At 54.2% G+C, this 7,604-nt stretch carries 11 protein-coding genes; 8 read left to right on the top strand and 3 right to left on the bottom strand.

The features are described from left to right. Nucleotides 1–128: 128 nt before the first annotated feature. Together AB1S50_RS18440 and AB1S50_RS18435 are read right to left on the bottom strand one after the other, a co-directional pair. On the bottom strand, nucleotides 129–692 hold the full coding sequence (locus tag AB1S50_RS18440) for a phage integrase (RefSeq protein ID WP_367152654.1): 564 nt from the start codon (nucleotides 690–692) through the stop codon (nucleotides 129–131). Then, nucleotides 679–1,020, bottom strand: coding sequence for a helix-turn-helix domain-containing protein (locus AB1S50_RS18435; RefSeq protein ID WP_367151462.1), 342 nt, complete (start codon nucleotides 1,018–1,020; stop codon nucleotides 679–681). The genes AB1S50_RS18440 and AB1S50_RS18435 overlap by 14 nt, the downstream gene beginning before the upstream one ends. Before the next feature lie 441 nt (nucleotides 1,021–1,461). Between AB1S50_RS18435 and AB1S50_RS18430 the strand changes: the two genes are divergently transcribed. From AB1S50_RS18430 to AB1S50_RS18400, 7 genes are all read left to right on the top strand, one after another. Continuing rightward, complete coding sequence (locus tag AB1S50_RS18430; RefSeq protein WP_367152652.1) at nucleotides 1,462–4,137, top strand: hypothetical protein; 2,676 nt, start codon at nucleotides 1,462–1,464, stop codon at nucleotides 4,135–4,137. Between the two features lie 502 nt (nucleotides 4,138–4,639). Next, the gene (locus AB1S50_RS18425) at nucleotides 4,640–4,864 is read left to right on the top strand and encodes a hypothetical protein (RefSeq protein WP_367152651.1); all 225 of its coding nucleotides are present in this window, start codon (nucleotides 4,640–4,642) and stop codon (nucleotides 4,862–4,864) included. Then, nucleotides 4,861–5,310 (top strand): hypothetical protein, encoded by a 450-nt coding sequence (locus AB1S50_RS18420; protein ID WP_367152649.1) that lies wholly within the window; start codon nucleotides 4,861–4,863, stop codon nucleotides 5,308–5,310. The genes AB1S50_RS18425 and AB1S50_RS18420 overlap by 4 nt, the downstream gene beginning before the upstream one ends. Beyond that, nucleotides 5,297–5,512 carry a hypothetical protein gene (locus AB1S50_RS18415; protein ID WP_367152647.1) on the top strand — a complete coding sequence of 72 codons (216 nt, stop codon included), beginning with the start codon at nucleotides 5,297–5,299 and terminating at the stop codon, nucleotides 5,510–5,512. The genes AB1S50_RS18420 and AB1S50_RS18415 overlap by 14 nt, the downstream gene beginning before the upstream one ends. Before the next feature lie 13 nt (nucleotides 5,513–5,525). After that, a complete protein-coding gene (locus AB1S50_RS18410; protein WP_367152646.1) occupies nucleotides 5,526–5,735 on the top strand; it encodes a hypothetical protein in 210 nt (69 codons plus the stop codon). A gap of 21 nt (nucleotides 5,736–5,756) precedes the next feature. Further along, nucleotides 5,757–5,984, top strand: coding sequence for a hypothetical protein (locus AB1S50_RS18405; RefSeq protein WP_367152645.1), 228 nt, complete (start codon nucleotides 5,757–5,759; stop codon nucleotides 5,982–5,984). 120 nt (nucleotides 5,985–6,104) lie between these two features. Further along, entirely contained in the window at nucleotides 6,105–6,476 is a 372-nt protein-coding gene (locus AB1S50_RS18400) for an Lcl C-terminal domain-containing protein (RefSeq protein ID WP_367152644.1), read from the top strand. Nucleotides 6,477–6,589: 113 nt separating this feature from the next. Here AB1S50_RS18400 and AB1S50_RS18395 read toward each other — a convergent pair whose 3' ends face one another. Further along, a complete protein-coding gene (locus AB1S50_RS18395; protein WP_367152643.1) occupies nucleotides 6,590–6,937 on the bottom strand; it encodes a helix-turn-helix domain-containing protein in 348 nt (115 codons plus the stop codon). A 212-nt stretch (nucleotides 6,938–7,149) separates the two neighbouring features. Here AB1S50_RS18395 and AB1S50_RS18390 point away from each other — a divergent pair, with 212 nt between their 5' ends. Next, entirely contained in the window at nucleotides 7,150–7,419 is a 270-nt protein-coding gene (locus tag AB1S50_RS18390; protein ID WP_367152642.1) for a hypothetical protein, read from the top strand. Nucleotides 7,420–7,604: the final 185 nt, after the last annotated feature.

Below are 7,604 nucleotides of genomic sequence, written 5' to 3'. Positions count from 1 at the left end.
GAGGAACAGTTCGCGCCGTGTTTTGCGTTTCTTGATAGTGTATTCGGCTTCGGCGAAGGTCAGTTGGCTCATGATTGAATCTGTGTATGTTGGAAATGGGGTAAATTATGCCAGACTGGAGCAGTTTTTCAGAGGTTCCCTAGCAGTTTCTTGATCTGGTCCGGGTCAAGGAAGGTTAATTCACGCTGGTCGATCTTTAGAGGGCGCAGACCTGTGAGTGGGTTTTCGGAATACCATTTCCCTAGACGAGATAGCTCATTAAACATAGCTCGTAGGTAAGTTAACTCATGATTACACGTTTTCGCGGTAATGGAACCCCGGTGGCGCTTGCTACCTTTGATTCCCCCGACCAAGCGCTTTTGCCGGAACTCCGCATAGAATTCCGCTGTGACCGACTTGGCAAGTGGATCTCCCATCATCTCGCACAATGACAAAAGCCAGTTGCGACGCTCCCCTCCCCTTTTGAGGGTATGTCCGTGTAACTTGTACCAGATGTTTACTAAATCGCGTAAGCGCCGCTTATCCCTTTGAGGTGGTACCCACTCACCTTTGTCTGCAGCGGCCAACTGGGCCCGTGTCCAGCGAGCGGCCTCGCCTTTGGTATCAAAGGTTTTGCGGACTCGCTTACCGCCACGTCCCTGGGGTTGAACATCCGCCTGCCAACGACCATTCTCAACCTTATTGATTGCCATCCTTGAATATATCCTCGGAAAAGAACCCTGCGGGTATAAATCCGGCATCAATACGGGCCGCTGCTACCTTGCAGAGACTGCTTTTGCTGTTTCTCAACGAGTCCAGTGTCAGTGGCCCTTCATAAACAAACCAAGGCAACATCTCTGGGAAGGTGCGCCCTATGATTTCATAGAAGCTCTCGGTCACTCGGTTGCGCTTGTATTCAATATTTTTCAAAAGGGTTATATCGACGCCCAGCGCCTCAGCAAATTCTCGCTGGTTAAGCCCGGTTAGCTCTCTGATCGCCCGGACCCGGTCGCCTGGTTTTAGTTTTGCGGTACTCACCATTCCCTGTAGCTAAGCCTCTTTGATTCTCATTGGTTCTCCAATACTGCACTAGTTGAATCTATTTTTACAACTTTAATCGTAAATTTGGACAAAAGTCGTGGAGTTTAACGCCTAAAGTGTAAAAAAAACACCTTCTAGTGTTGACTTGATACCGAATAATCAGTGTAAATATTACACCTCATTACGCCACTATCAGCATCAACAGGAGAATAATGAGAATGCATGAGCAAGTTATCCCATTCCTTAAATCCCCCGTTTGTACGCAGGCGGAGTATGCAATTAACGCCGGCCACACCCTAAAAACGGTGCGCTGCCAAGTAGATCGGGGACATCTACCAACCATCAAAATTGGCCGGTATCGAATGATCAACCTTATACAGTTGGCAATCAGGTGCCTTGAGTCCGAATCGCCCAAGCCGAAGCAAAAGTAGGGCTCAGGCCATGGACTACAGCCAGATCAACCGCGATGTGGTGGCGGCGCTGGAGCGGGACCAGTCACTCAAGCTGGCTCTAAAGGAAGCATCCAATACCTACCGCCAGGGGGTCTGCCCGGACTGTGAACGCAAGACGGTCTGGATCAGCGCTGACAAGCCGATTACGTTGCGCTGTGATCGCGAGGACAAGTGCGGTTATCGGGAGCGGGTCCGGGATCGCTATCCGGACCTGTTTGAAAACTTCTCCAAGCGCTTCCCCTCCAGCGACGAAGACACCAAGGCCACCGCCAGGGCCTATCTGTCACACAACCGCGGCTTTCCCACCGCCGATATCGAGGACTGGTTCGAGCAGGGTTTTTACAAACTGCCGGATGGTACCTGGGCCGAAACGGTGCTGTTTTATCTTTTCGGGGGTAAGCAGGACTACTGGCAGCGCATCATCGACAAGGCCCATGTGCAAAAGGCCGGGGGCAAGAAGGCGCGCTTCAAGTCTGGCACCAGTGTTGCCGGAAAGCATTGGGCGCCGCCGCCGCAGGTCATTGAGCCGGGGGACAAGGTCTATATTGTCGAAGCCATTTTCCACTGTATCGCCATGTACCTGGCGGGATACAAAGCCGTGGCCGCCTTCAGTTGTTCCAATCTGCCGAGGGGGCTGATTCGGGAAAGTGCGGGCCAGGGGATAACCTGGTGTTTGGCCTATGACGACGAACCCGGTGCGCGCAAGCACCTGGTCAAATACCACCGGGAATTGGTCGACCAGGGCGAGACAGTGGAAGTGGCACTGACCGGCAGCAGCAAAGACTGGGATGACCTGTATCGGGAAAAGCGGCTCAACGATACCACCGTTGAGGAATGCCATTGGCGGGGACGGATCTTTATCGCCGAGACCCCGAAAAAGAAAGCCTATGCCCTTTACGGTTGGAAACCATTCAGCAAGACGGTCATAGAGCACCGCGACAAACTCTACTCCGCCCGCTTCTCCCTGGAGGATTTCAACAAGGCCAGCGATGACGGTCCTTTCGCCTGGGGTTCAAGCTGGGATGCCTTTAACCAGGCGACGAAGGTGTGGGAAATCTCCAACTGTGTGCCCAGCTTCCAATACACCGAGATCGACCGGCTAACCGGCGAGCGCCGCTATTTCTTCCACATTAAAAAGGCGAACAGCAGCCGCAATTACCTGGGGGCCTTTTCACCCAATGCCCTCTCCGACCCCCGCGCCTTTGGCCTAGCTCTGCTGTCTCATACCGACGGCGGCAGCTTTGAAGGCGGGGCCGGGGATTTAAAACTCCTCAAGGCCCGCTGGCTGGACGGGGAGGTCGCCCGAGTGACCACCCTGCCCCATATGGGCTATGACGAGGATTCCCGCGCTTACATCTTTCCCGGCTTCGGCTATCGTCAGGGCCAGCTGCTGCCCGCCAACGCGCACGGCTTTTTACAGCTGGGCGACACCGCCATCAAAACCACCCTGGAAGATATGCCGGTGCACCACAGCGACCAATTCAACGGCAGCTGGTGGCCGGATTTCGTCAAGGTCTTTCACCTCAACGGCATTGCCGCCCTGGCTTACTTTACCGCCAGCTTGTTTGCCCGCCAGATCAAAGAGCAGCACCAGGCGTTTCACTTCCTGGAACTCACCGGTGAAGCCGACGCGGGCAAATCCACCCTGATCCGTTTTCTATGGAAACTGCTGGGCCGCGACAACTACGAAGGGGTGGATATGCTCAGCACCTCCAAATCCAGCTACGGCCGACACCTGGGCAAGGTCAGCAATCTGCCCATGGTGGTGATTGAAAGCGACCGGGAAATCAGCACCGGTGCCGGCGGCCGGCCGGGTAAGCCCTTCGACTGGGATCTCTTCAAAAAGGTCTATGACCTGGATGGCTTGATCGACACCCGCGGCGTCAAGACCAATGACAACAAAACCAATGACCGCCTGTTTCGCGGCACCCTGGTCATCAGCCAGAACGCCACCGTGCAGGCCTCCGCGGCCATGCTCTCGCGCATTGTGCACCTGCACTGCACCACCGCCCACAAGCGCTCCGAGAACCGCCCCCTGGCCGACCGCCTCAAGCGGGAACCGGTCAAAAACCTGGCCGGTTACCTGCACACCGCACTGACCCGGGAAAAAGAATGGCTGGCTGGGTTTTTTGCCGCCTTTGACCGGCACCGGGAAACCCTCAGTGCCGACAGCGGGATTACACAGGGCCGTGTGATCGACTGCCACGCGCAACTGATGGCCGCGGTGGACGCCCTGCAGGTGCTGCTACGTGAATTTAATGGGGATTTGCGCAGCCGAGTGCAGGAATATTTACAGGAGCGCGCCCGTGATCGCCAGCGCCGTCTCAACAGCGACCATCCCATCGTTAAACAGTTCTGGGATGCCTACCACTTCATTAATGACCAGACGATGTACGTCGACGACCAGGACGGCGAGCGCATTAATCAAATCGAACGCCTGAACCACAGCATCGACCCCGCCTTAATTGCCATCAACCTCAACGAGTACCTGGAGCACTGCCGCAAACGCGGTCAGGAACTGGTGCCGGTGGCCGATCTCAAGCAGCTGCTGCCCACCAGTCAACGCTATCCGTTCATCAGCTACAAACGGGTTCGATCAAAGCTGAATGCGGGATTTAGCCCCTGGTGTTGGGTATTTCGTAAGAGTGGTGAAAAAGGCCAATGAATCTTCAATTTGTATTTTTTTTGCTCTGTAGAGCCAGGGGAAAAAATATGTGGGAGGGGGGTTAAAAAACACGGAACAAAACGGAACAACTGAAAAATGTATAAGAAAAAGTAATCAAATCAAGAAGTTAAAAGGTAAAGCTCAATGGAACAATTTTGGAACATCTATGGAACAACATGGAACAAGGCACTTGGAACAAGTTCCATCCTTGTTACCAAAAGCAACCGTTCCTCAACATGGCGCAAGGCCAGTAGCCACGCGGCCTACAGCCAAATCCCCAAAATCCTGTTCCAACTTGTTCCATTTCGGATGGAACAAGGAAGCACCCCTTCAGGCCGCATGAATCCTTGGGTGAAGGTTGAGCCAGCCGCCTTGTTCCATTGTTCCGGGTTTTTTGAGGGGGTCCGCGCATTTATTGGGCGCGGCCAGGAGTCACTGTCGTTGGCAATTGGCCATCCTCTGTTGCCGATCTGCCAGCGCTTTCCTTACGGAGGAGACAGCCGTGGACACACAACAACTGCCGCCACTGATCGCCCAGCCGGCGGACAGCAATAGCGAAGACCATCGCCGCAACTGCCTAGCCTGGCATTTGCTCAGCAGGCGCACCCGCACCGAGGTGCAGGAATGGCTCAGGCAGCAGCCGGTAGTTCTGCGCAGTGATATGCGGGTACGCCTCAACAGGCTGCGGGAGCAGCTTAAAGATATGCGGGAGGCCGCCCGGCCGTGAGCCAGCGTTTGCTGCCCCTGTACCACCGCGTTGGGGAAATCCAGGTCTATCACGCCTGGTTGCACAACAGCGCCGTGCGCACGGCATCCAGCTGGGCCGGGCTGGTGCAGGACGAACTTTTGTTTGGCTGTCTCGCCCGCGAGGCCGCCTATACCGCACGCGGGCAGCGCCCGCGGCACTGTTTACCCCTGGAGGGAATCAAGATGGAACACAACACAGAAAAGACCGTATTTGTGCTGGACCTGGCCGAAGCCCGGCTAGTCCGCCTGGCGCTGTCCCTGTGCCGCGAACGCATCGCCTGCCCGGAAACCACCACGGTGAGCAGGGATGAGGCCGTGCGCGAGCTACGCGCCGCCCAGGACATCTTTGCGGAGCACGAGGCGCGGGCCAAACAACTCCAGGTACTAAACCGGGAACTGCACGGAGGCTGTCATGCAGATGCTTAAAGTCCAGCTCGAAATTTACCCGGAACTGCTCTGTCAGCTGCGAGTTTTGGTGCGACGTCGCGAGCAACTGTGGGCGCAAAGGGAATGCCGATCACTGTCCCAACTGGAAAGCGACGAACTTGCCCTGATCAACGCCCGCCTGGCGACATTTGCCTGCGATGTGATGGCAATCTCCGATCCGCAGCAGCGGGCACTGCATTGAGAGGAGCGAAACCATGACGACTCAACTCTATGCGGCCATCTGTGAGGGTTCCAAATATTTCCACCAGAACCCACCCCGGGAATCGTTGCCATTTCCAGTAGCGATTGTCGACACGACAGATGCCTACCGCGTGCGGGGCAATTGTGATTCCTATCGCCTCGAAGATGTGTATCTGTTTATCAAAGCTGGGCAGAACTACTGCCCGATCAATCACCCTCTATAACAATTCAACAAGGACCAAAGCATGATTATCGCCAAGATTGGAAATTATGAATACAAACTAAATATCCTGGAAGATGCGGAAAATTTACTGCGCATCCTATCATCAGCGACAGAGGTGGAAAGTCATTTTATTGCCAGGGGTCTGCACTACAGTTCTAGTGACCGCCCAACGGAGATTAGTGTTTCTGTTTCCCCGCGTGAACTGTTGTCACCCCAGGAATTACAGCAGTTGCGGGAAGAGAAGCAATAAAGGAAAACGCCACTCATTATCAGTCAGGCTGATTCTTTTAAACCGGCGCTCCGGCGCACTCAGTCAGCAGTAACCGTTAGGGCTGCCAGTACGGGGCCCTGTTTTTAACCGGAGAACATAATGCAAAACCTGAATGTCGCAACCGCCACAACTAATAACACAGCTGAAAGTGCCAACCTTGAATGGAGCAGCACCCTTCTGGACGGTGCTGCCGTCACCCACGAGGCAGCCGAGAAAGCCGTGACCGAGCTAGGCAACGGCTGGCGCCTGCCCAGGGTCGACGAGCTCGCAACCCTGGTAGACCGTTCCCGTCACGATCCGGCCATCGACACTGAGAGATTTCCGGACACCCGCAGCCGAGCCTACTGGACCAGCACCCCCTGCACCTGGAATGCCGCTGCTGTGTGGGTGGTCCTCTTTTACGACGGCTATGTCCTCACCGGCTACCGCCTCAGCAGCGCCTGTGTTCGCGCGGTTCGCGCCGGTCAGTAGTTTTTGATTTTTGCAGCGCCTTGGCGCAATCAGTCGCAGCAATCGTTAGGGCTGCCAGTATGGGGTCCACTTTAAAAGGTCTAAAGCTGTACCAGTGTTCATTAACCACGGAGCTACGCTTTATCGATTGTCTGTTCCCCTTGGGCGAGCGCATAGACCAGATCAAGGTGCTGTAAAACCAACTTGCGGTATGGTGTGCTGAGTTCGGACAGCCGTTGCATCGTGCTTGGTGCTATCTTGTAAGCAGAATTCTGATCACTCTCCGGAGTCAATATCGCATTGGCTGAAATGTCCAGCGCCAGGCACCAATCCGCAAGCAATTCAGCCGGGATTGACTGGTGTCCTCGCTCCATCAAAGACAAAACATCCCCCCGGATACCCATATTGTCAGCCAGGTTTGTGGCGGTGATGCGGCGATGTTTGCGCACTGAGCGGAGGCGTGCACCGATGATTTCGCGCAAGCCCATTCGCGGGGCATGGCTATTGTTATTTACGTTCATCTCTTCAGTAATGGAATGACAAAGCAGGGCCAAAAATGGCCAATTGTGGTAAAAGCCAGAAATTCTGGGTTTTTTAATGGAAAAAACCGGATCTTCTGTTTTTTTTATCTATACGGATGTGGCAACTTATTGCTAAATAGGAAACGCCCTATCAGCGCATAGTGGAAAGCAAGTTGATCACTGAGAAGGAGTTCATCAGTATGTCTGAATGTGGTACTCAGCCGGCCAAAGTGCCAACAGCGGAAATAATATTAGCGAAGCAACGCCGCGAAAGCTTGCTGCGAGAACTGGATGATACCCGTTTGGCGCTCTGCGCGCTAAACCCGGATGCCTCTGGTGAAGCGCAATTAGCACTTTTGCACCTCATTGACGAGCGATTGAAGTTGTTGGTGGCGGAGGCGGAAGCTGACCTGTCCGACGAACCGGACAAGTTTCAGTCTTAGTAGCGACACTGGATTGATTTTAACTGTAGCTCTAGTACCTAAACTAGGGCCTGTTAACACTAATTTTGATAAAATCTGCGTTTATGGAAATCACAAAATCGCAATTCAAAATTATCGAACACCTGCTGCCTTTACAGCGAGGTAACGTCAAAATACCGAATATACAGGTCATAAACGCTGTTTTG

It is taken from the genome of Microbulbifer discodermiae, from assembly GCF_040742695.1.
Taxonomy (GTDB): domain Bacteria; phylum Pseudomonadota; class Gammaproteobacteria; order Pseudomonadales; family Cellvibrionaceae; genus Microbulbifer.
Note: the sequence above shows the minus strand (reverse complement) of the source record. Positions and strands in the feature narration are given on the sequence as shown.